This is a genomic window from Williamsia sp. R60 (assembly GCF_054063855.1).
Genome location: NZ_JBSSGR010000002.1, coordinates 639,472 through 659,715, shown reverse-complemented (window position 1 = coordinate 659,715; position 20,244 = coordinate 639,472). Strand labels below are relative to the sequence as shown.

General features: G+C 63.8%; 20 protein-coding genes. 9 read left to right on the top strand and 11 right to left on the bottom strand.

Annotated features, from left to right (window positions below; translation table 11 throughout):
* Positions 1-36 precede the first annotated feature (36 nt).
* Positions 37-1,326 (bottom strand): hypothetical protein, encoded by a 1,290-nt coding sequence (locus tag ACVWY6_RS09990; protein WP_457537715.1) that lies wholly within the window; start codon positions 1,324-1,326, stop codon positions 37-39.
* 377 nt (positions 1,327-1,703) lie between these two features.
* On the opposite strand from ACVWY6_RS09990, the gene ACVWY6_RS09985 reads away from it, so the two are divergent.
* The 5 genes from ACVWY6_RS09985 to ACVWY6_RS09965 all read left to right on the top strand — a co-directional run bounded on the left by ACVWY6_RS09985 (position 1,704) and on the right by ACVWY6_RS09965 (position 7,026).
* A complete protein-coding gene (locus ACVWY6_RS09985; protein WP_457537713.1) occupies positions 1,704-2,759 on the top strand; it encodes a serine hydrolase domain-containing protein in 1,056 nt (351 codons plus the stop codon).
* An 82-nt stretch (positions 2,760-2,841) separates the two neighbouring features.
* Complete coding sequence (locus ACVWY6_RS09980) at positions 2,842-3,144, top strand: lipopolysaccharide assembly protein LapA domain-containing protein (RefSeq protein WP_081907044.1); 303 nt, start codon at positions 2,842-2,844, stop codon at positions 3,142-3,144.
* Positions 3,145-3,181: 37 nt separating this feature from the next.
* A complete protein-coding gene (locus ACVWY6_RS09975) occupies positions 3,182-4,477 on the top strand; it encodes a competence/damage-inducible protein A (protein ID WP_457537711.1) in 1,296 nt (431 codons plus the stop codon).
* A complete protein-coding gene (locus tag ACVWY6_RS09970; protein WP_457537709.1) occupies positions 4,474-5,169 on the top strand; it encodes an aspartate/glutamate racemase family protein in 696 nt (231 codons plus the stop codon). Before ACVWY6_RS09975 ends, ACVWY6_RS09970 begins: the two co-directional genes overlap by 4 nt.
* Before the next feature lie 126 nt (positions 5,170-5,295).
* Entirely contained in the window at positions 5,296-7,026 is a 1,731-nt protein-coding gene (locus tag ACVWY6_RS09965; protein WP_457537707.1) for a DUF3556 domain-containing protein, read from the top strand.
* 13 nt (positions 7,027-7,039) lie between these two features.
* Here the strand turns inward: ACVWY6_RS09965 and ACVWY6_RS09960 are convergent, their stop codons facing one another.
* Genes ACVWY6_RS09960 through pcaD form a run of 4 tightly spaced genes read right to left on the bottom strand, consistent with a single transcriptional unit; the run spans position 7,040 to position 10,695 of the window.
* On the bottom strand, positions 7,040-7,831 hold the full coding sequence (locus ACVWY6_RS09960) for an IclR family transcriptional regulator domain-containing protein (protein WP_023957129.1): 792 nt from the start codon (positions 7,829-7,831) through the stop codon (positions 7,040-7,042).
* 55 nt (positions 7,832-7,886) lie between these two features.
* On the bottom strand, positions 7,887-9,098 hold the full coding sequence (locus tag ACVWY6_RS09955) for an acetyl-CoA C-acetyltransferase (RefSeq protein WP_400725052.1): 1,212 nt from the start codon (positions 9,096-9,098) through the stop codon (positions 7,887-7,889).
* Between the two features lie 47 nt (positions 9,099-9,145).
* A complete protein-coding gene (locus ACVWY6_RS09950) occupies positions 9,146-9,925 on the bottom strand; it encodes an IclR family transcriptional regulator (protein WP_400725049.1) in 780 nt (259 codons plus the stop codon).
* Entirely contained in the window at positions 9,922-10,695 is a 774-nt protein-coding gene (pcaD, locus tag ACVWY6_RS09945; protein WP_457537706.1) for a 3-oxoadipate enol-lactonase, read from the bottom strand. Before pcaD ends, ACVWY6_RS09950 begins: the two co-directional genes overlap by 4 nt.
* A gap of 87 nt (positions 10,696-10,782) precedes the next feature.
* Here pcaD and ACVWY6_RS09940 point away from each other — a divergent pair, with 87 nt between their 5' ends.
* Complete coding sequence (locus ACVWY6_RS09940; protein WP_400725044.1) at positions 10,783-11,532, top strand: CoA transferase subunit A; 750 nt, start codon at positions 10,783-10,785, stop codon at positions 11,530-11,532.
* On the top strand, positions 11,529-12,170 hold the full coding sequence (locus tag ACVWY6_RS09935) for a CoA transferase subunit B (RefSeq protein ID WP_457537704.1): 642 nt from the start codon (positions 11,529-11,531) through the stop codon (positions 12,168-12,170). Before ACVWY6_RS09940 ends, ACVWY6_RS09935 begins: the two co-directional genes overlap by 4 nt.
* Before the next feature lie 114 nt (positions 12,171-12,284).
* Here ACVWY6_RS09935 and catC read toward each other — a convergent pair whose 3' ends face one another.
* Genes catC through catA form a run of 3 tightly spaced genes read right to left on the bottom strand, consistent with a single transcriptional unit; the run spans position 12,285 to position 14,579 of the window.
* Entirely contained in the window at positions 12,285-12,566 is a 282-nt protein-coding gene (gene catC / locus ACVWY6_RS09930) for a muconolactone Delta-isomerase (protein ID WP_023957138.1), read from the bottom strand.
* Positions 12,567-12,595: 29 nt separating this feature from the next.
* Positions 12,596-13,717, bottom strand: coding sequence for a muconate/chloromuconate family cycloisomerase (locus tag ACVWY6_RS09925; RefSeq protein WP_457537702.1), 1,122 nt, complete (start codon positions 13,715-13,717; stop codon positions 12,596-12,598).
* Between the two features lie 7 nt (positions 13,718-13,724).
* Positions 13,725-14,579 (bottom strand): catechol 1,2-dioxygenase, encoded by an 855-nt coding sequence (catA, locus tag ACVWY6_RS09920; protein WP_457537700.1) that lies wholly within the window; start codon positions 14,577-14,579, stop codon positions 13,725-13,727.
* 444 nt (positions 14,580-15,023) lie between these two features.
* Between catA and ACVWY6_RS09915 the strand changes: the two genes are divergently transcribed.
* Positions 15,024-15,323 carry a DUF485 domain-containing protein gene (locus ACVWY6_RS09915; RefSeq protein ID WP_400725034.1) on the top strand — a complete coding sequence of 100 codons (300 nt, stop codon included), beginning with the start codon at positions 15,024-15,026 and terminating at the stop codon, positions 15,321-15,323.
* Positions 15,320-16,870, top strand: a complete 1,551-nt coding sequence (locus tag ACVWY6_RS09910) for a solute symporter family protein (protein ID WP_457537698.1) — start codon at positions 15,320-15,322, stop codon at positions 16,868-16,870. Before ACVWY6_RS09915 ends, ACVWY6_RS09910 begins: the two co-directional genes overlap by 4 nt.
* Positions 16,871-17,210: 340 nt before the next feature.
* Here ACVWY6_RS09910 and ACVWY6_RS09905 read toward each other — a convergent pair whose 3' ends face one another.
* The 3 genes from ACVWY6_RS09905 to ACVWY6_RS09895 are packed head-to-tail and all read right to left on the bottom strand — an operon-like array spanning position 17,211 to position 20,048.
* Positions 17,211-18,164: a PDR/VanB family oxidoreductase gene (locus tag ACVWY6_RS09905; protein WP_457537697.1), complete on the bottom strand. Its 954-nt coding sequence runs from the start codon at positions 18,162-18,164 to the stop codon at positions 17,211-17,213.
* Positions 18,161-18,757, bottom strand: a complete 597-nt coding sequence (locus ACVWY6_RS09900; RefSeq protein ID WP_457537695.1) for an aromatic-ring-hydroxylating dioxygenase subunit beta — start codon at positions 18,755-18,757, stop codon at positions 18,161-18,163. Before ACVWY6_RS09900 ends, ACVWY6_RS09905 begins: the two co-directional genes overlap by 4 nt.
* Entirely contained in the window at positions 18,750-20,048 is a 1,299-nt protein-coding gene (locus tag ACVWY6_RS09895) for an aromatic ring-hydroxylating oxygenase subunit alpha (protein ID WP_457537693.1), read from the bottom strand. Before ACVWY6_RS09895 ends, ACVWY6_RS09900 begins: the two co-directional genes overlap by 8 nt.
* Positions 20,049-20,244 lie beyond the last annotated feature (196 nt).

Here is a 20,244-nt window from a genome sequence, read left to right as displayed (position 1 = left end):
GCCACTGCGACCGCGATCAACCGCGTGGTTTCTCCATTATGGGAGCAGAGCGTTCTCGTCGATGTCACTCGGCGGCCTGCGGCGAGTCAGGAAAGCAACGGCTATTCCGCACGCAGCAACGGTGACCGCGGCCAGGATCACTTCAGTGGTGGTGGGCTGGTGGCTGTCGAAGCCCGATGAGCTCGATGAGCTCGAGAAGCTGTAGACGACCGTGATGCCGACGACGGGGAACAGTGTGGCTGGTCCGGCGACCGCGATAGTGCTGACAGGTGCGGTCGTGGGTAAGCAAGCTGCGACCACGTGCGCGCCCGCTACGGGAACGACAAATGCGGCGACAATTCCCGCGGTACTCCAGGGCGATTCATCTATTGCGGTCATGAGTGTGCAGGCGAGAAGCACGCCCATGGCGATCGTGGGGTGCGTCCAGCGGCGTCCGGACACCAGACCACCAGCGATCAACAGGACGAAGACAAGGAGCATCGGCCATGATCCTTGCCATTTGGGTAGGCCAGCTGCAGCGGTCAACGTCGCGAGCATCGCCAGTAACACCAGCCCGTTGCGGTGGGGCAACCAACACACGCCGACGATGATCACCGGCAGCAAAACTATGCCGTATGCCCACGTACCGCCTTCGATGCCGTCGCCGGAAGCCAGGGTGGCGATGAACCACCACCATGACAACAACGCGACGACTGGCACGGCGATCCCGAGCGTCAAAGTGGCCCCCCGAGCAGAACACTGCGTAGCTGATCGGCCGTTCTCGTCGGGGAATCGGGCGTGTGGAGGTCCGGTGAACCTGGCGGCAGCGAACAGCACAAGCGCTGCAACCACACCGACAACCAGCGGCCAGTCGGGGGGCGTGCCGGTTGAGGTGTAGGCGCCGGAGTACGGGACCGATGAACGGTACTGCTCGAGTGGCCGGGCCAACCAAGCGCCGACCAGGGCACCAGCAGAGAGCCAACTCTGCAACGACTCTCGACTGTCTTCTTGCACTGCCAAGGATCCGATCGCAGCGATCAGCAATCCTGCGGCCACAGCGCTGACGTTGCTTGCCCAATTCGCTGTGGTGCCAACAGCAGCCACAGCACCAAGGGCCACCAAGCCGGCGCCGCCGACGAAGAAGACAAGAGAGCGACCCATCAATACACTGCCGACAACCGCGACCACTGCGCACAACGCAACACACGCGACGTCACCTTGATACAGCACACGCCATGGATCTGACTCGAACACCGACTGTCCGCCACCGAGACGGGTCAGGAGCACCACAACAGAGATGAACGCACCCATTGCGACCGCGGCCGAGACCACCGCCCTATTCACCATGCTGAATCCTCGATGCGTGCGCAGCAGTGTTGGTCTCGCGCCTGCAGCTCATATGCCGCAGTGTGTCAGAAAGCCTCAGCTCGTAGGCGCAATGGCACTACCCGCACCCACCCAGCCGGTCGATCTCCGCTCGCGGCGAGTCCACGCATGCTCGTCGACAGCTTTTTACTGCGTGTTTGTCCTAACTTGACGAATGTCATACGCGCGGACGGCATTATGAGACGGTTCTGATGCGCTCACACGAACTCAAGGGCAACATGAAAATCTACAGACAACTCGTTTCAGCCGTCACCGTGACTGCTTTGGTCTCGCTGGTACTCAGCGGCTGCTCGTCCTCGTCAGACGAGCCCGCGGCATCGTCTACGACGGCGCCCACAATGACAGTGTCCTCGGCCGACGCCGCCGAGTTCCAGAAGGTCCTCGATGACACGCGCGCCCAAGCCGGCTTTCCCGGTGTCATCGCGCAGGTCGCTTCACCCGATGGAACCTGGACCGGCACATCAGGAACCATCGGTCAGGGAAAGACCCAGGCGCCCACGCCCACCGACAAGACCCGCATCGGATCGCTGACCAAGACGATGACCGCGACGGTCCTGCTGCAGTTGGTACAAGAAGGCAAGCTCTCCCTCGATGAGACGATCGGCAAGTACGTGCCGGGAATGCCCAACGGCGACGTCGCAACCCTGCTGCAGCTGTCCGACATGACCAGCGGTATCCCGAGCTACACGAAGTCCGACGCGATCGTCAACAAGTTCTTCGCGAATCCCGAATATGCCTGGCCTCCACAGGAACTGGTGGACGGCGTCAAAGTACTGCCGGCCGATTTCGCTCCCGGTCAGGGCTGGGAATACTCGAACACCAATTACGTACTCTTGGGCATGGTGATCGAGAAGGTGCTGGGTCAGCCAATTGCCGAGGTGTTCGAGCAGCGACTGTTCGGGCCACTGGGGATGGACGACACCTCGTTCCCCGGAGGCTCCATCGAGATCGCCAATCCACACATGGACGGGTTGACCGACCAGAACCAGCCGCCCGGGCAGAACGTCGACTCCACCCATTGGAATCCGTCGTTCGCGTTCACCGCGGGCGCGGTCATCTCGACTCTCGACGACCTGAAGAAGTGGGGGCACGCGCTGTTCACCGGTGAAGGTGTCCTGAACAGTTCAACTCAGCAGTACCGGAGGGACTCGATCATCCGCGACATCCCACCGAACACCGCGACCGCGGGGTACGGAATCGGATTCGGCGATCGGGGCGGCTGGTGGGGCCACGACGGCGACATCCCCGGATACAACAGCGTGCTGTTCCACAACTACGACTCCGACACGACGATCATCGTGCTGACCAACAGCGACAACACTTTCACCGTCAACGGCAAAGAGGCCTTTCCGGCCCCGGCAGTGTCGGCGGGACTACAACAGGCGGTGAGCTGAGGTCCCCCCGCAAAACGGTCCGTTTGTGACCCGTCGCGGGTGGGTAAAGGCTCTTCGCCTCTGACAGCACCGAAAGGACGCCATGAGCAACCCCGATTACGATGCAGCCCCACCCGCGACAACCACCACCACTGCCCCCGCGTCCGGCAGCGGCCGAAAGATCTCCACGATTCTTGGGCTCATCCTCGCTGCGCTCCTGGTGATCGCACTGATTGTCTTCGTGGTCCAGAACACCGAGCAAGTACATATCGAGTTCTTCGGACTCAACCTCGACATGGCGCAAGGTGTCGCCCTGCTACTCGCCGCCGTGGTCGGATTCCTGATCGCGCTGCTCGGCAGCGGCTTCCTGCGGCTGCGGCGCAAGGTGCGAAATCGACATCACTGACGTCCGACAGCCTTCACTCACCACTAAGCTCGGCAAGATGACAGTGCGGGCAGGAATCGTGGTGACCGGTACCGAAGTCCTCACCGGCCGGGTCACCGACCAGAACGGCCCTTGGGTCGCTCAGCATCTCCTCGACCTCGGTGTCGACGTCGCGCACATCACCGTGTGCGGTGACCGTCCGGATGACCTCACGGCCCAGCTCCAGTTCCTGGCCGACCAGCGCGTGGACCTCATCGTCACCACCGGGGGTCTCGGCCCGACCGCTGACGACCTCACCGTTGCAACGGTCGCCGCGTTCTGCGGACGCGAACTGCACCTCGACGTCGAGCTCGAAGAGCACATCGATTCCATCGTGCAACGGTGGCGCGGACGGATGACTTCTGCGCCCGACGCTGCGCCACTGCGTGAGGGCATCCGCAAGCAGGCGATGGTTCCCGAAGGCGCAGAATCTATTCCGCCTACCGGTACCGCCCCAGGAGTGGCCATCGCCGCCGAGGTGGTCGATTCCGTTCCGGTTCGGCCCGCCATCCTGGTGTTGCCGGGACCACCCCGAGAATTACAGACGATGTGGCCGACGGCGCTCCAGACCGCCCCGGTGGTGGAAGCCTTGGCGGGCCGGTCCGAGTTCGAACAGTCGACGATCTTCGCGTATGGCTTGTCCGAAGCAGACCTGGCAGCAACGCTGCGGACCATCGAGCACGAGGTCAGCGGCTTCGATGATCTGGAGATCACCACCTGCCTGCGGCTCGGCGAGCTCGAGATGGTGACTCGCTACCCAGAGTCGGCTGCGGGGGCATACGCCCAATTGACGGAGCAGATCACCGCCCGTCACGGCGACCGGATCTTCTCCACCGACGGGTCGACCATCGACGACCTGGTGGCGGCAGCACTCGCCGGCCGTCGTATCGCGACCGCAGAATCATGCACTGGCGGCCTCGTCGCGGCACGACTCACCGAACGGGCCGGATCATCGGCATATGTGATGGGCGGCGTCGTCTCGTACGCGAACGAGGTGAAGTCCGGCCTTCTCGACGTCCCCGCGGAGATGATCGCCGAGCACGGCGCCGTCAGTGAACAGGTCGCCGCACGGATGGCCGAGGGCGCGTTGAGCCGGGTCGGCGCTGACGTGGCCGTGTCCACTACCGGTATCGCCGGGCCCGGCGGTGGATCCGACCTCAAACCGGTGGGCACGGTCTGCTTCGGGGTCGCGGTGACGGGTCAGCCGACCGTGACGAGGACGCGACGCCTGCCCGGCGACCGGGCGAGTGTGCGGGCACTGTCCACGACCGTAGCCATGCACCTGCTCGCGGAAGTGCTGGGCGTGCGGGGATGAGAACACTTGGGTTGATCGGTGGGATGAGCTGGGTCAGCACCGCTGAGTACTACCGCATGATCAACGAACTCGTCGCGGAACGACTCGGCGGGCTGCATTCGGCGCGGATCATTCTCGAGTCCGTCGACTTCGGTGAGATCGAGAACCTGAAGCTCGCAGGGCGGTGGACGGATATCGGCGCCCACCTCGCCGCGGCGGCCGCCCGGCTCGAGTCGCACGGCGCAGAGGCGATCGTGCTGTGCACCAACACGATGCACTACGTGGCCGAGACCATCGAGGATGCGGTGTCCATCCCGTTCATCCACATCGCCGATACAACAGCCAGGGCCATCACCGCGGCGGGTTCATCACGCGTGGGGTTACTCGCCACCGCATTCACGATGGAATCGTCGTTTTACCGTGACCGCGTCGCCTCGCACGGTATCGAGGTGCTGACACCCGATGCGGCAGACCGCGACCAGGTCAGTTCGATCATCTACGACGAGCTCTGCCACAACGTGATACGTCCTGAGTCGCGCGCTCTCTATCTGGAGGTGGTCGGCCGATTGCTGGCCGAGGGCGTCGAAGGGATCATTCTCGGGTGCACCGAGGTCGAATTGCTGATCGGCCCGGAGGACGTCACCGTCCCGGTGTTCCCGACGACGCTCCTGCACGCGCAGGCCGCCGTCGACTTCGCCCTGTCCGACCGGTAGGCCAGTAGAACACCGAGAACCACCCACCATCCGCAGCGAACATCGCATTTTGCTGCCTGCACACAACCACTTCGTTTACGGTCGCGACAGAAGATGGCCGCGATACGTCAAGAAGGTGATTGTGCAATGGGATTCACCACGCCGACACTGCCCAGTCTCGAGATGAACGAGTGGAGCCGCGGGACCCGTGCGGAGAAGATCCGCCCGTTGGCCCGGCATTGGGCAGAGGTCGGCTTCGGTACACCCGTTGTGCTGCACCTCTTCTACGTGGTGAAGATCCTCTTGTACATCGTGGTGGGTGGGCTGATCGCCGGGTCGACGTCCGGTCTCGGCGGCGTCACGCAGATCAGCAGTTGGTGGGACGAGCCCATCGTCTTCCAGAAAATAGTGATCTACACCCTGCTCTTCGAGGTACTCGGGCTCGGCTGCGGATTCGGTCCACTCAACAACCGGTACTCGCCCCCGATGGGGTCGGCTCTGTATTGGCTGCGACCGAACACCATTCGACTGCCGCCGTGGCCTCGGGTGGTCCCATTCACCGCCGGCAGCAACCGAACTCCCGTCGATGTACTGCTCTACGCTGCGCTCCTCGTGACGTGCGTGCTCGCTTTGTTCTCGGGCGGTGATGAATCGGCGCCCGATCTCGGCAGCGATGTCGGCCCGCTTCCCATCTGGATCCCGATTGCCGTGCTGATCGCGCTCGCGCTGATCGGGCTGAGGGACAAGACGGTTTTCCTGGCAGCTCGCGGTGAGGTCTACGGCGCACTCGTGGTGACTTTCTTGCTCGCAGGCGCCGACATGATCCTTGCCGCGAAGATCGTCTTTGTCATCATCTGGATGGGTGCGGCCACCTCCAAACTGAACAAGCACTTCCCGTTTGTGGTGTCCACGATGATGTCGAACAACCCGATCGTGCGACCACAGCGGATCAAGCGAAAGTTCTTCGAGCACTTCCCCGATGACCTGCGCCCAGGCCGCCTCTCACGTGTGGTGGCGCACGGTGCCACGGTGATCGAGATGGGTGTGCCCCTGATCCTCTTCTTCTCGCACGGTGGCTGGCCCACCGCCATCGCGGCCACCGTGATGGTGGTCTTCCATCTGGGCATTCTCAGTGCCATCCCGATGGGCGTGCCGCTGGAGTGGAACGTCTTCATGATCTTCGGGCTGCTGTTCCTCTTTGTCGGCCACGCGGACGTCGCGCCATCCGACGCCGACCATCTCTGGCTTGTTCTCGCACTCACCGGTGTGAGCGCGGCGGTCGTGGTGGCGGGCAACCTGTTTCCCGGCAAGATCTCGTTCCTGCCGGGAATGCGCTACTACGCAGGTAATTGGGACACCACACTGTGGTGCATCACGCCCTCCGGCTCGGCCAAGATCGAGGCAGGCATCGTCTCGATCGCCAGCATGCCTGCCGCCCAACTCGAGCGCGTCTACGGCAAGGAACGCCTGGAGATCCCGTTGTATCTCGGCTACGCCTTCCAGGCGATGAACACGCACGGCCGGGCCCTGTTCACCCTGGCGCATCGAGCGATGACCGGACGCAACGAGTCGGACTACCTGCTCACTGACGGGGAACGCATCTGCAGCACGGCGCTCGGATGGAACTTCGGTGACGGCCACCTCCACAGCGAACAGCTCATCGCAGCGCTACAGGAGAGGTGTCATTTCGAACCCGGCGAGGTACGGATCGTGCTGCTCGAAGCCCAGCCGATCCACCGCGGAACCCAGCAGTACCGGCTCGTCGACGCAGCCACAGGAGAGTTCGAGCGCGGTGAGGTGCGGGTGGCCGACATGGTGACCCGTCAGCCGTGGGACGACGACGTACCGGTGCACGTGCACTCGGCAGTCGAACCCTGAATGCCGTTCGCGCTCAGCGGTATCCGTTGCCCAGATCGGCACTGAACTCCTGCGCCACCGATACCAGGAAGCCGGCGGTGTCGGCAGCAAACGACTCCGCCGTGGCACGCGCCGACGAGGTCGAGCAGGCCAGTGCTCCGACCACCGATCCGCCGGCGTCGCGAACCGGTGCGGCCAGTGAGATCAGGCCCACCTCCAGCTCCTGCTCGGTCAGTGCGTAGCCCTGCTCTCGCACCTTGGCCAGCTCGCGTTGGAGCTCATCACCTGACGTCACCGTCGCCGGCGTCAGGGCATGCGCAAAGTCCGAGTTCTCGATCACCGACCGGACCACACCGGCCGGAGCCCAAGCAAGCAAAACCCGACCCATCGATGTGGCGTATGCAGGGATCCGGGTACCCACCGACACGTTGATGCTCATGATCCGGCGCACCGGAACGCGCGCTGCGTACACCACTTCGGCTCCGTCGAGCACGCCGAGCGAGGCCGACTCGTGAACGGTCTCGACGATCTTGAGCAGATGCGGCATCGCGGTATCGGCAAGCGAATGCGACGCGGTGTAGTGCTGGCCGATGCTCAGGACGCGCGGGGTGAGCGACCAGCGGCCATCGCCACCGGATACGTAACCGAGCCGCTGCAGGGTCAGCAGTATGCGACGCACCGCGGGCCGAGAAAGCGATGTGGCTGCGGCCAATTCCGCCAACGTCGGGTTGGGACGATCAGCGTTGAAGGCCAAAAGGACCGCAAAGCCGCGTTCGATGCTCTGGATGTGGTCCCGATCCCGCTCGGCCCCGACTTCGGTCACCATTGCCCCCTCGATAGTCGCGGTTCAACCGTACGCAATGCGGACAGTTGGTGGCCGATCAGGTTGTGCGTTCGAAGACCGCGGCAAGACCCTGCCCACCGCCGATACACATGGTCTCCAGGGCGTACCGGCCCTCTCGACGGTCCAGTTCGCGCAGCAGGGTCGCCAGGATCCGCGCACCCGTGGCCCCGACCGGATGACCCAGCGAGATGCCTGACCCGTGCGGATTGAGTCGCTCATCGTCGGCGTCGATCCCCCATGCCTGCAGAACGGCCAGCACCTGCGCCGCAAAGGCCTCGTTCAGCTCGATCACGTCCATGTCCCCGAGCGTGAGATCTATTCGACCCAGCACCTTCTCGACGGCGCCCACCGGTCCGAAACCCATCCGCCCCGGCTCCACCCCGGTTGTCGCCCACCCGGCCAACCGGGCGAGCGGACGCAGTCCGAGCTCCGCTGCCTTCGCCGGGGTCGTCACCACACACGCTGCGGCACCGTCGTTCTGACCACTGGCGTTTCCCGCAGTCACCGTCGAGTCGGCATCGACTGCACTCCGGATCGGCCGCAAAGTCGCCAGCGACTCGACTGTGGTGTCTGCACGTGGATGCTCATCTCGATCGACCATCACCGCCGCGCCCCGCCGTTGCGGCACCTCGACGCCGACGATCTCTTCTGCGAACACACCGTTGTCCTGCGCGGCAACGGCCCGACGGTGCGATTGGACAGCCAACGCATCCTGGTCTGCGCGGCTGATGCCGAACTCGGCCCGCAGGTTTTCCGCGGTCTCGATCATCCCGCCCGGGACAGGGAAGTTGGCGCCACCGGCGGTGACGCGGGCCCGTGCGAGGCGATCGGCGAGTTCCACCCCGGCGCCCTTGACACCCCATCGAATCGAATCGGTGTAGAACTCCGCCTGGCTCATCGATTCGGTACCACCGGCGATCACCACGTCACCGGCCCCGGTCATCACCTGCATGCACGCCAAAAGAACTGCCTGCAGGCCTGATCCGCATCGGCGATCGACCTGCATGCCGGGCACCGAGATTCCCAGGCCCGCGTCGAGGGCCGCGACCCGGCCGATCGCCGGAGCCTCACCACCCGGCGTCGCCTGACCCAAGATCACGTCGTCGATCTGATCGCCGGATATGCCGGTACGCTGCAGCAACTCCCGGATGAGAGTCGCCGCCAACGTTTGCGGTGGAACATCTTTCAGCGAACCACCGAAACGTCCGACAGGTGTGCGCAACGGTTCACAGATGACGGCGTCTGGCATGGGTGCTCCTGAATCGGTCTGTGTGAGTTCGGTCAGCGGGAATTCGATCAGCGGGAGTTCGGGGTTCGGGCGAGGTCGGCCGTGATCTCCGCGGCCGTCGTCTGTAACCGCGGGAGCAGATCAGCGTGGACGGCGTCGACGCTGTATCGAGCCGACTGGGTCGATATGTTGATCGCTGCGATCACCGCCCCGTCACGTCCGTGCACGGGCGCGGCGAGCGAGCGCAGTCCCAGTTCGAGTTCCTCGTCGACGATGCAATAACCGTCGCGGCGGACCCGGTCGATCTCCTCTCGGAGGTCGCGCACAGTGGTTTTGGTGTGTTCGGTGAGTGCAACGGGCGAGACCCTGGCGAGGTGATCGTCCAGCTCGTGGTCGCTCAGACCCGCCAGCAGCACGCGCCCCATCGATGTCGCGTATGCCGGAAACCGGGTGCCGATGGTGATGGAGACCGCCATGATGCGACTCACCGGAACACGTGCGACGTAGACGATGTCGTCGCCGTCGAGAATCGACACCGACGCCGACTCATGCACTTTCGCGGTGAGCGCCTCCAGGTGCGGGCCCGCCAGTTCCGGAAGGGACAGACTCGACAGGTAGCTGTACCCCAGGTCGAGAACGCGTGGTGTGAGCCAGAAGGCGTTACCGTCCGAGCGCACATAGCCGAGGTCGACGAGGGTGAGGAGAAACCTCCGGGCCGCCGGCCGGGACAGTCCAGTTGCTGTTGCGACCTCGCTGACCGTCTGCCTCGGGTGGTCGGCATCGAATGCCCGAATCACCGCCAGCCCTCGGGCCAGTGACTGCACATGATCGCCAGGAGCGGGTGTCATGCGTCCACGATATGAGCACGGAGCAGAGCCGAGACCTCTGTTGCCCGTTCCAGGTTCACCAGGTGGGCGCCGGGGTCGAGCACCTCGAACCGGGCCCCGGTGATGCCATCGGCCAGGATCTGCACCGTGTCCGGTGGGGTGGAAGGGTCTTGCGCTCCCGCGATGGCCAGGGTGCGCGCCGAGATCGCCGTCAGATCGGCACGCGAATCCCACTCCGCAAGAGCCTCGCAGCATGCGGCGTACCCCTCGTCGTCGGTACCTCGCACCATGGCGACCGCCTCGTCGACAACGCCTGGATTCCACTCGGCAAAGTCGGCCGTGAACCACCGACCGACAACAGCATCGGTGATCGCACCTGTCCCCTGTGCCCGCACGGTTGCCGCCCGTTCGACCCAACCCGCTGGTTCCCCGAATTTTGCAGCGGTACACAGCAGCGACAATCCGGCAACCCGATCTGCGGCCGTTATCGAGATGTGCTGCGCCACTGCGCCACCGAGCGACAACCCGACCAGGTGAAACCGCTCGACACCGAGGGTGTCGAGGTTCGACAGCACGTCGGCGGCGAGGTCGTCCAACGAATAGGGCCCCGGCGGAGTCGGTGAATCCCCGTGTCCACGAAGATCAAAGGCGATCACGTGCAGCCCGCCATCGGCAAGCGCTTCGATCTGCGGGTTCCACATGGAGCGGTTCGAGCCCAGCGACCCCAGGAGCACAACCGTGTCCCGACCGTCCTGCGCCCCGGCCACCGTGCGCGCGAGATCAACTGACATGCACAACACTCCTCGTTGATGTGTACGCATAACTGTACGTAGTGCGTACAACTGTACTTGTAGCGTACACGACGCTATTCTTGCGCCATGCTCGACAAAGTCATCAGCACAGCAGCGGCCGCGGTCGCCGACATACCCGACGGCGCATCCATCGCCGTAGGCGGGTTCGGCCTGGTCGGCGTACCCGAGGTACTCATCCGCGCCGTCCTCGATCAAGGCGCGACCAACCTGGAAACGGTCAGCAACAATTGCGGCACAAACGGATTCGGCTTGGGGATGCTGCTCGCGGAACACCGGATCCGCAGGACCATCTCCTCGTACGTCGGGTCGAACGAAGAGTTCGCCCGGCAATATCTGTCCGGTGAACTGGAGGTCGAATTGACCCCACAGGGCACCCTGGCCGAGCGGATGCGCGCCGGTGGCGCAGGGATACCTGCGTTCTTCACCCCTGCGGGAGTCGGGACACCCGTCGCCGAGGGTGGTCTGCCCTTGCGATACGACGGATCCGGCGGCGTCCTCACAGCCAGCCCGCCGAAAGAAACCCGCGAGTTCGACGGCACCACATACGTTCTCGAACACGGCATCGTCACCGACTTCGCCCTCGTGCACGCATGGAAGGGCGACCGCCACGGCAACCTGGTCTACCGCCGGAGTGCCCGCAACTTCAATCCCCCCGCCGCAACCGCAGGACGGATCACCATCGCCCAGGTCGAGGAACTCGTCGAACCAGGCGAGATCGACCCCGATGCGGTACACACCCCCGGCATCCACGTGCAACGCGTGGTGCACGTCGGCAAGGTCGAGGTAGGCATCGAGAAGAGGACGGTACGCCCATGAGCTGGACACGCGAAGAGATGGCCGCACGCGTCGCAGACGAACTCGAGAACGGGCAATACGTCAACCTCGGTATCGGCATGCCCACGTTGGTCCCCAACTTCATCTCACCCGGCATCTCGGTCGAATTACATTCGGAGAACGGAGTTCTCGGAGTCGGGCCCTACCCCACCGAGCACGAACTCGACCCCGAACTCATCAACGCCGGCAAAGAGACGATCACCGTCAACCCCGGCGCCTCGTACTTCGACTCCGCCGCCTCGTTCGGCATGATCCGCGGCGGCCATGTCGACGTCGCGGTACTCGGCGCAATGCAGGTCAGCGCCACCGGCGATCTGGCCAACTGGATGGTCCCGGGCCAGATGGTCAAGGGAATGGGAGGCGCCATGGACTTGGTCCACGGCGCCCGCAAGGTCATCGTCATGATGGAGCACGTCACCCGCAAAGGCGCGCCCAAAATCCTCGAGCAATGCACGTTGCCCCTCACCGGGAAGGCGTGTGTGCAGCGCATCATCACCGACCTCGCCGTCCTCGACATCACCGACAACGGACTCCGTTTCGTGCAACTGGCACCCGGCGTGGGTATCGACGAACTCCACGACAAGACCGGGGCAACAATCCTAGTCGACAGCGTCGTGTGAGCATGTGGGTGTGGTTGCAGACCACGCCCAGCACAACGTAATTCAGTCACAAACGCATCCAGCCACATCAGCCGGCGGTGAACCGGCCGATGTGGCTGCATGTCTTTGTGCTGACTACTTGATCGAAGAACCGTGTTTGGCCAACGGGGTGACCACGATGTCCATGTACGGGAACAACGGCAGACCCCAGAGCAGGTCGTTGAGCTCGTCGGGATCGGCAACGTCGAAGATACTGATGTTGCTGTACTGACCGGCGATGCGCCACAGGTGAACCCACTTGCCCTGCCGCTGCAGGTCCTGCGAGTAGGCCTTCTCTCGCGCGATGGTCTCGCCCCGCTCATCGGGGTCGAGGTCACGCGGGATGTTCACATCCATACGAACATGGAAGAGTGCCAAAGGGTTTGTCCTTTCGAGTTCGGGTGTTGTCACTCGCGGATCAGCGAGTTGACGACGTCCATGTCGAGCTCGACGCCCAGCCCGGGACCTTCGGGCAGCGCGACCGCACCGTTCGAATACCGCAATGGCTCTTGTAGCAACTCGACCGAGAACAGCAGCGGACCGAACAGTTCGCTTCCGTAGTTGATCGCAGGCTCCGAACACGCGAAGTGGATCGACGCGGCGGTACCGATCGGGCCTTCGATGGAGGTGGCACCATGGCACGCAACACCGGCCGCCTTGGCGATCGCGGCGATCTCCTTGCTGCGTTGCAGACCTCCACATTTGGTGGTCTTGACTGCGATCACGTCGGCCGCACCCTGGCGCACCACATCGAGTGCGTCGTGTGGGGTCTGCACACTCTCGTCGGCCATCACAGGGATCGGCAGCAGGTGATTCAACTCGGCCAGCACCTCGATCTGTTCACCTGGCGTGGGTTGTTCGATCAGCTCGACACCACCGTCGGCCAGAGCCGGTAGATACCGCAGCGCGGTGAACCGGTCCCACCGGGCATTGATGTCCACCCGTACCCCGGCCCTGCCTTTGAGACCTTCTGCGATGGCAAGGACTCGCGCCGTGTCGTCGGCCGGCTCGATGGCGCCCATCTTCAGCTTGAAGCTGAAGTGCTCTCTGCGGTCGAGCTTCTCGGCAGCCTCGGCGAGGATCTCCTCGACCGGCGCAGCCCCCAGCGCCCACGTGACATCGATGCTGCTTCGAAACGCACCACCCAGCAACGTGTGTACCGGCACATCCAGACAGCGCGCCCACGCATCGTGCAGCGCTATCTCGACAGCGGCCTTCGCGAAACGAGCACCTGCGACCACACGCTCGATGTCGAGCATGATCCCGGTGATGTCGTCTACGGTGCGGCCCACCAGCACCGGGGCGATGTAGCGGTCGACGAGGACTTTCATCGTCTCGACCGACTCACCGCCCCACCACGGCCCACCTGGGACAACACCCTCGCCCACGCCGGTTACCCCACCGTCGACACGAACCAACACCAGCAGGATCGGCTGGGCGTCCATCGATGTGGTGGCGAACTTGTGCGGGCGAACAAGCGGGACGTCGATGATGCGGGTGTCGACGCCGACGATCTTCAGATCCGGCACAGCCCGCTTACCCGGCTGCCGGGTCGAGTACGAAGTCGTAGGTGACCCGGTTGACCCCGTCATCACCTGAGGTCGGCCGCAAGACGAGTTCGGGCTTGGTGGCCGAGGCGACATCACTGTCGAGCCACTCCCCACCGTCGAAGTACAGCTGCGTGGTCACCGATTCGTGCTCCGGTGCGGACACGATCAAGTGCAGATGCGCCGGCCGCCAGGGGTGACCATTCTGGGCCGCGATGAACGCGCCGGTCGGGCCGTCGGTCGGGATCTGGTACGGCGCAGGCTGAATGGTCGTCACCTGGTAACGGCCCTCACCGTCGGTGATGATCTTTCCGCGCAGGTTCCACTCCGGCAGATGATCGGCGAACTGCGAGTAGTAGCCATCGGCATCGGCGTGCCACAACTCGACGATCGCCCCGCCGATGCCTTTGCCGTCCAGATCGGTGACCTGACCGGAAAAGACGAGAGGGGTCTCCTTCGAGTCGACCTCACGCATCGGCAGCGTGCACACCGACGGCAACTCGGGAGCATCGGCCACGTAGTACGGCCCCTCGATGCTGCCCTTGGTGCCCTTACGGCTGCGCGCAAGGACTTCTTCCACTGCGTGCTCGATGAACACATCGAGGAACAGCGGCCACTCGCCGCCCTCGCCCACATCGATGAGCCACTGCTTGAGCACACGATATTCCGGATACGTGACGTTGTGATCGAGGATCACCTTGTGCAGCGCGCTCAACGCGTCTTTCGCGATGGCGGCAACTCGTTCCGGCGAGGTGTCGGCACTGACCCGCTCGTTCTTGAACTTGTCGGTGGCGGCAGTGCCAGATCCCACCGCGGTGGGGCTCTCGTGTTCGGTGGTCGTCATGTCGTGTCTCCTGCTCAGCAGATAGTTAAAAGGCGTGTCCGCTATGCGTACAGGGCTGTCGCAGTGCGTACGTACACTGTGCGTCCAGTCACACGTGATGTCAAGCACCTGCACGCTCGCCCATCACGGTGGAGCCAACGGGCGGGGACATCGTTCGCCGATTGCGTCGTGATGAGTGGTGCTGCAACACAATGCTATTCGACCTCAATCGGCATCGCCCCGCCCTCATGCCCATCGGTAGACCCGATACTCCCTGCGTCTCGCTAAGGGAATTCCCAATTGCCGCGCATTTGTGACAGCAGTCACGATCACGTACGCAGAAGGTCAGCCATGTACGCATCGCGTACCCCACCTTGGAGTTTCGATGAACTATCTCAAAGGGCATGTCAGCCCCCTGGATCACCGGAGTCGCGGCCTGTCCGCGGCCGACGGCAGAGGTACCCCATGACCGTGCATGAACACCCCCGCGCCGATCGCGCGGACTACTACGCGCTCAGTAGAGAGCGCACTCGACTCACACTCACCCTGAGCGCAGCCGTGTTGGCTTTCTTCCTGCCGCTGCCCATTCTCGGTGGATTCACCTCGGTGCTCGACGGGGTGCTCTTCCAGGGACTCACCGTCGCGTGGGTCTATGCGTTCGCCCAGTTCGTCGTCGCAATCGTCGTCGCCCGCTGGTATTCGCATTGGTCGGCTCGGTTCGACCAGCGACTCGCGGCCCTGACCACCGGAGAGACCAGCTCATGACACTTTCTTCAGCACTGCTCTTCGGCGCCCTTGTGGTGGTCACCCTGATCATCACGTGGTGGGCGTCCAAGCGGAACAAGACAGCGGCCGACCACTATGTCGCCGGCGGCCGACTCTCCGGTAGACAGAACGGCGTCGCGATCGCAGGTGACTTCATTTCGGCCGCATCGTTTCTCGGTGTGACCGGAGCCATTGCGCTCACCGGATTCAACGGGTTCTATCTGGCTGTCTTCGTCCCGATCGCTTTCCTGCTCGCGATGTTGATCGTCGCCGAACCCCTGCGAAACCTCGGACGCTTCACCCTCGCCGACGTACTCGCGACGCGGTTTCAGGGGTCGGCCGTCCGCTCGGCCATGGCCACCAGCACCGTTGTGATCAGCGTCGTCTACCTGGTTGCGCAGCTCGTCGGAGCCGCGCTCATCGTGTCGTTGCTGTTCGACATCAAGTACTACGTGGCAGTACTCATCATCGGCGTGCTGACCACGGCGTACACCATGATCGGTGGCATGCTGGCGACCAGCTGGATCCAGATCATCAAGACGGGACTTCTGATCTGCTGCGCGGTCGCGATGTTCCTGCTGGTGCTCTTTCGGTTCGACTTCAACCCCCTGGGCCCGTTCTCGTCGGCGCTCAGCGAGTTCGGCAAGTCGTTTGTCGGCCCGGCCCGGTCGTCGGACGTGGCATCGTTCGATCAGCTGTCGCAGATCGTCGGACTGGTCTTGGGTGTGCTCGGCCTGCCTCACGTGATGATCCGCTTCCTCACCGTCCCGGATTCGAAGCAGGCCAGATCATCGGCCTACACGGCGATCTGGGTCTTCTTCGCCTTCTATCTCATGATTCCGATCCTCGGTTACGGAGCCGCCAACATCGTCGGACGTGAGGACATCGCCAAGGAGAACAAGGGCGGAAACCTGGCCGTGGCCCAGCTGGCCGAATCATTGGGTGGCTCACTGCTTCTCGCCTTTGTGGCCGCAGTCGCCTTCGTCACCATCCTCGCCGCACTCTCCGGTCTGGTCATCGCCACGTCGGGCGCGATCGCCCACGATCTCTATGCGCAGGTGTTCCGGCGCGGCAAGGTGTCCGAGGTGGGTCAGCATCGCGCCGCCCGCATCGCCACTGTGGCCACGTGCGCCATCGGTGTTCTCATCGCACTCGCGGCAGAGAAGCAGAACGTGGCGTTCCTGGCCTCCCTCGGAATGTCGATCGCGGCATGCGCCAACCTGCCGGCGCTGCTGTTGACGATGTACTGGCGCCGGATGACCGCATCTGCGGTGATCAGCGGAATCGTTGTGGGACTGACGTTGTCGATCGCGATCATTCTCGCGAGCCCGGCAATCCACGGCCCCGATGCTCCTCTCGGCTTCTCCAACCCGGCTCTCGTCGTCGCGCCGATCGCGCTCATCGTGTCCATCGTGGTCGCGTTGATGACGGCACCACGCGGAGACCGTGCGAAAGACGCCACCGAGACGTTCGACGACATGCGGATCACCGCGCTCACCGGCAAACCGCCCGTGGTGCGGACACCGGATTCCGCCCAGGTCAGCTGATCCGGGCGGCATCCGCCGACCTCTCGACACCAGGCACCTCCCGGCCGGGCATAAAGCCCGCGGGAGGTGTCTTGTGTTTGTAGGCCGCCCAGACCCTCCGACTTTGTGCAGATCCTCTGGTTGCAACCGGAGGAAGTGGCCACAGTCGGAGGACCTAGGCCGACACACCGCGAGCCCCACACCCGCTGACGCACAGTGCCTCCGACTCCACGCAGTTCCTCCCCTTGCAACCGGAGGAAGTGGCCACAGTCGGAGGGTTTGGCCACCGCACACAGTCCCACAACAAAAACGGGCACCACATCGTCGCTACGATGTGGTGCCCGTATCGGTGGTTGTTCGCTCAGTAGAGCTCGATCACCAGTTTCTCCGACAACGCGCGTGACACGCAGAGCGCCATCTGATTCCCCGCGGCCTTGTCTGCCGCAGACAGGCAGTTGTCGCGGTGGTCCGGCGTCCCTTCGAGCACACCGGATACACACGAACCGCAGATGCCTTCCTCACAGGACTTGAACACCTCGATGCCGTTGTCCTCGAGGACCTCGAGGATGGACCGGTCGGCCGGGATCTCGAACTCCTCACCGGTGTCCAGCTCGACGGCAAAAGCCTTGTCGTCACTCGAGTCGATCACCGTCGCGACGAAGTGCTCGGTGTGAACGTGATCCTGTCCGACCACCGGTGCGAACACTGCTGCGGCCTGCTCCATGAATCCGTCCGGACCACAGGTGTAGACGTGGGTCGCGCTTGTCGCGGTTGACGCCACGGCGGCGAGCACACCGGGCTGTTCCGACCGCGGTGTCCCGAAATGCAGGTGCACGCGCTCCGAGAAGTCGACCCGGTTCTCCAGCAGGTCCACGAATGCCGCCTGATCACGCGATCGGGCGAAGTAGTGGAGCTCGAATTCTTCTCCCCACGAATAGATCTCGTAGGCCATACTCAGCAGCGGCGTCACACCGATGCCTCCGGCAATCAAGATGTGCCGGTCGGCGCCCTTCGCGATCGTGAGCAGATTTCGCGGCTCGCTGATCTTGATGTGGTCGCCGGTGCTCACCTCGTGCAACGCCACCGAACCACCACGGGACTTCACCTCCCGCTTCACGGCGATCAGCAACGACGACGGGTCGCTCGGTGGGCTGCACAGCGAGTACTGGCGCAGCACACCGGTTGGGCCCACCACGTCGATGTGGGCGCCTGCCTCATATCGGACGAACGGGGCGCCGTCTTCGCGAGTCAACCGAAGAGTGCGGATGTCCGGCGTCTCCTCGACGACCTCCGCCACCCGCACGAGCACGCTCATAGCAGGAATCCGGCCGCCGGGACCTCGTCCCTGCCGTCGATGAGGCGAATCACCTTACGGACGATCTTGTCCTCCTGCGCAGTCGCCGCCACCCGAATCGTGTAATCGACGTTCGCTGCCCAGATGTCATGCCTGCCACGCTTGTACGCGATCAGGACCTGCGCGGCGCGAACCTCGACGGTGGAGCCGTCCTCGCTGTCGACAACGCCGGCCGGGACGAAGCGCGAGACGGTGCGCGCTGTCGTCGCCGAGTCGACCGCCGCGATCGCGTAGCCCTCGGTCATCCGCGTCACGCGCAACTGACGCATTCGGGCGTCGTCGTAGACCATGTTCAGGCTGTTGGCGAAGTCTTCTTCGTCCGGGTCGATCGGGATGACGTAGAGGGCATCATCGGAGTAGAGCTGCTGCCAGGGCTCGTAGGCCTTTTGGTCCAGTAGTTCGGCCTCGCGCGCGATGAGGTCGGTGGCCCGCACGATGCGGGGATCCGTTGTGGGCACGAAGGAGACAGGAAGATCGCGCCCCTCGGTGGCGGCGGCCCACGCCCCCGGCTTCGGTTTCGACTTGGGCTTCGGGGTGGTGACCGTGTCAGTCATCGCTCATCATCTCCTTCCATTTGCCGTATGCAGCGCGCATACCGGTTTCGTCTGTGACGTGTGAGGTGGGCCAACCCTCGGGTGAAAGTTGTTCCCGGCCGAGACCACGGTTGACCATGATCGGCAGTTCGGGTCCGCCGATCGCGCCCCGCTGCACGCGGTCCCAGCCCTCCGCGTCGTCAGGGGTTCCGAAGCCGAAGGGGCCCTGGAAGTGCTCGTGCACCCTGAGCCGCTCACGGTTGACCGGGCCGACGATGTCAGCCGGGCCGTCCGATCCGAGCGCGACGTGTTCGATCCACGTCTCGTCCACCGAGATCGGCCGGATGACCCGGAAGAACGAGATCGACATCGACACATTCGGGAACAGGTTGAGGTTGAACCCGGTTCCGTGCATGGCCCGCACCAGCTTTCGGACCGCTGAGTCGTCGAGACCGGCCGACTTCAGTTCTGAGACCAGGCCGTCGAAACGCGCCTGCAGGGGCTCGCTGCCGTCGTCGATGTCGAGATCGGAGTGCTCGGGAACCATCTGCATGACCGAGTGACCGTTGCCGAGGTCGTGGGTGATGGCCGCCGGGTCGGTCATGAAGCTCATCATGTCCGACGTCTCGGAGTCGACCGAGGCCATCCACGAGCGGTGGACGATCGGGAAGTGATAACCGTCGGTGGTGTTCTCGAGTTGGATCTTCCAGTTACCCCGGAACTTGAACCGGTGCGTGCCGAGAACCTTGACGGGGTAACCGCCACCCTGCTTGAAGAATCTGTCCATCCAGAGTTTGGCATCGCCAAGGAAGTCCTCGAGAGGCGCAGCATCATGGTCGAGCGTGGCGAACACCATGCCCGCGTACGACTCGGTCCGCAGTTTCTTCAGGCCCATGCCTTCCTTGCCCATGACGTCTTCGTAACCGTCGGGGTAGGGAATGCCGCGTAGCGTTCCGTCCAGTCCGTATGACCATGCGTGGTAGGGACAGGTGAAGCCATTGGTGGTGCCCGAACGCTTTTCGCACACGCTGGCCCCGCGGTGGCGGCACCTGTTGAGCAGCGTGTGGATGTTGCCCTTGCGGTCACGGCTGACGATGACAGGCTGGCGTCCGACGTGCGTCGACTTGAAGCTGCCGGCTTTGGCGAGCTCACTCTCGTGTGCAACCCACACCCATGTCTTCTCGAAGATCTTTGTCATCTCGAGCTCGAAGATCTCGGGGTCGGTGTACATGCGGCCCGCTACGCGATCTTCGCGCACCAGGTCGGCGGGAGGGAGGTCAAAGACCTTCTCCGCGGAGAAGTCGATGGTCATCGTGATCGCTCCAGTGGATAGACTATGTGCATCGCAAGACGAAACAGGTTGTGGCACTGCGGCACCGGATGCGCACACCTACCGCGATCTTGCGACTTCTCGCACCTTCCCCGCCCACGGTACGGGGGCACGGCCGGGTGCGAAATCAGAAAAGACACAACCTCGGGTAGGTGATTTCCTTACCCCCGCAGTGGGC

Coding starts and splice junctions, on each gene's coding strand:
- ACVWY6_RS09990 (WP_457537715.1), bottom strand. CDS start 1,326: ATGGTGAATAGGGCGGTGGTCTCGGCCGCGGTCGCAATGGGTGCGTTC.
- ACVWY6_RS09985 (WP_457537713.1), top strand. CDS start 1,704: ATGACAGTGTCCTCGGCCGACGCCGCCGAGTTCCAGAAGGTCCTCGAT.
- ACVWY6_RS09980 (WP_081907044.1), top strand. CDS start 2,842: ATGAGCAACCCCGATTACGATGCAGCCCCACCCGCGACAACCACCACC.
- ACVWY6_RS09975 (WP_457537711.1), top strand. CDS start 3,182: ATGACAGTGCGGGCAGGAATCGTGGTGACCGGTACCGAAGTCCTCACC.
- ACVWY6_RS09970 (WP_457537709.1), top strand. CDS start 4,474: ATGAGAACACTTGGGTTGATCGGTGGGATGAGCTGGGTCAGCACCGCT.
- ACVWY6_RS09965 (WP_457537707.1), top strand. CDS start 5,296: ATGGGATTCACCACGCCGACACTGCCCAGTCTCGAGATGAACGAGTGG.
- ACVWY6_RS09960 (WP_023957129.1), bottom strand. CDS start 7,831: ATGGTGACCGAAGTCGGGGCCGAGCGGGATCGGGACCACATCCAGAGC.
- ACVWY6_RS09955 (WP_400725052.1), bottom strand. CDS start 9,098: ATGCCAGACGCCGTCATCTGTGAACCGTTGCGCACACCTGTCGGACGT.
- ACVWY6_RS09950 (WP_400725049.1), bottom strand. CDS start 9,925: ATGACACCCGCTCCTGGCGATCATGTGCAGTCACTGGCCCGAGGGCTG.
- pcaD (WP_457537706.1), bottom strand. CDS start 10,695: ATGTCAGTTGATCTCGCGCGCACGGTGGCCGGGGCGCAGGACGGTCGG.
- ACVWY6_RS09940 (WP_400725044.1), top strand. CDS start 10,783: ATGCTCGACAAAGTCATCAGCACAGCAGCGGCCGCGGTCGCCGACATA.
- ACVWY6_RS09935 (WP_457537704.1), top strand. CDS start 11,529: ATGAGCTGGACACGCGAAGAGATGGCCGCACGCGTCGCAGACGAACTC.
- catA (WP_457537700.1), bottom strand. CDS start 14,579: ATGACGACCACCGAACACGAGAGCCCCACCGCGGTGGGATCTGGCACT.
- ACVWY6_RS09915 (WP_400725034.1), top strand. CDS start 15,024: ATGACCGTGCATGAACACCCCCGCGCCGATCGCGCGGACTACTACGCG.
- ACVWY6_RS09910 (WP_457537698.1), top strand. CDS start 15,320: ATGACACTTTCTTCAGCACTGCTCTTCGGCGCCCTTGTGGTGGTCACC.
- ACVWY6_RS09905 (WP_457537697.1), bottom strand. CDS start 18,164: ATGAGCGTGCTCGTGCGGGTGGCGGAGGTCGTCGAGGAGACGCCGGAC.
- ACVWY6_RS09900 (WP_457537695.1), bottom strand. CDS start 18,757: ATGACTGACACGGTCACCACCCCGAAGCCCAAGTCGAAACCGAAGCCG.
- ACVWY6_RS09895 (WP_457537693.1), bottom strand. CDS start 20,048: ATGACCATCGACTTCTCCGCGGAGAAGGTCTTTGACCTCCCTCCCGCC.